Below are 1,611 nucleotides of genomic sequence, written 5' to 3' on the forward strand. Positions count from 1 at the left end.
CTCAAGAGTTTGGCCTATGCCTATGAACTAACAATTTACCAGCTCAAAAAAGGGCTGCTCGACCAATACATGAATCAACAACTGGTAAATCCTGCTATCTGTTATGCCTAATGTGCGAAAGTCCTAATAGTAAAATATTAAATCTATAAGAGTATGAAAGATTTTCAGTTCAATCCAGTAAGAGGAGTAATACTTTCAATAGCACTATTGAAGAAAGCAGAGGCTCAAAAGTCCAATCATTTGGATTTTTTGTCCCATATTTATGGATAGCCATCGGAGTACTTTTGCCATCAAATAAGATAAACTTAATAATGGCACTTACACTGGACAATACAATTGATGAAAAAGCTAAGTGGGATATCTTAGAATTGCATGAGAAAATCTCTCAATTTCAAACAGGAAAGTTAGATAGTGAAAAGTTTCGCTCATTCCGATTAACTCGCTGGGTTTACGGGCAGGGTTGAATTCTTAGAACTCCTGAAGGGCTTAAAACTTTTCTACAGCCATGAATGTAGCTTAGAAGTGATTATTTGTTTAGGCTACGGAATTGCTCTGGTGTACTACCTGTATGTTTTTTAAAAAAACGGAAGAAATAGGTGATGTCAAAATAGCCTAGTTCAGCCGCAATTTGTGAGCTGGTAAGTTCTGAGTGAACCAGTAATCTTTGTGCCTCCAGTAGAGAACGTTCCTGAATAAGTTCCTTTGTTGTCTTGCCCAAAGAACGTTTGCAAACTTCTTTTAAATGTCTTGGCGTTGTATTCAGTTGATCTGCATAAAAGGTTACCGGCAGATGTTCTTTGTAATGTTGCTCTACCAGGTTCTCAAGGTTCTGCAAAAGTGAAAGCTCTCCGCCTTGCGCCTCTGCTTTAGTTCCTTGGGATTGGTAAATCCGAGTCAAATGAATCAGAAGAACATCCAAATAGCGGCTGAGCATCTCATTTCTCATCAAGTCTTGATTCTTATATTCTTTCTGTAAGGTATAGAAAGTCGGCATAAGGGTGTCTTTTTCATCCTTTGAAACAAAGAGGATAGGTTTATGGAGTAGTGCATTGAAGAACGGAAAATTAAATAACTTCCTGTGGGGGAATTCCCTTAGGTAAAATTCCGGAGTAAAAAAGATGACAAAGCCATTGGTATCTCCAGAAAGGTCCCAACTATGAACTTGACCTGGTGCCATGAAAAAAAACATGTTGGGTTTTACCTCATATTTCTCAAAGTCAATGGTATGGGTTCCGGTGCCCTGAGAGACAAAGAGAATAATGTAAAAATTATGCTTATGTGGCTCACGGGTAAACAGGTGTTCCTGTAAGTGGGCAGCAAATGAATTCAAGTAGAAATACCGCTCTTTTTGGGCCTGAGCATTAAAGTCCTGTATCTGGTAAATGGGCAAATGTGGTTTGGGCATGTCTTTTACTTGATAATCCACCGAAGTTAGTAAAGAAGAGGAAGATTCGATACTTGCTTTTATAAACCTGTAGGGCTTATAAGTAATGGGACAAATTTAGCTTGAAGTATGTTTTTTCTTAGCTATGGGAAAGATACGAACAATAGAGTTAAGTGCGGCACATCGCCAGGAGTTGGAGCAGGGTTACCGCTCAGGCAAGAGCCACG

Annotated in this window: 1 protein-coding gene and 1 pseudogene; one reads left to right on the forward strand and one right to left on the reverse strand. The window is 39.0% G+C overall.

Annotated elements, in window-relative coordinates; translation table 11 throughout:
• A pseudogene (locus E1919_RS28325) lies at window positions 1–111 on the forward strand (IS701 family transposase); the annotation flags it as partial.
• Window positions 112–526: 415 nt separating this feature from the next.
• On the opposite strand, the gene E1919_RS27100 reads toward E1919_RS28325, so the two are convergent.
• Entirely contained in the window at window positions 527–1,405 is an 879-nt protein-coding gene (locus tag E1919_RS27100; protein ID WP_162056522.1) for a helix-turn-helix domain-containing protein, read from the reverse strand.
• Window positions 1,406–1,611: the final 206 nt, after the last annotated feature.

Origin of the sequence: Pontibacter pamirensis (assembly GCF_010015475.1) — a bacterium.
Lineage (GTDB): Bacteria > Bacteroidota > Bacteroidia > Cytophagales > Hymenobacteraceae > Pontibacter > Pontibacter pamirensis.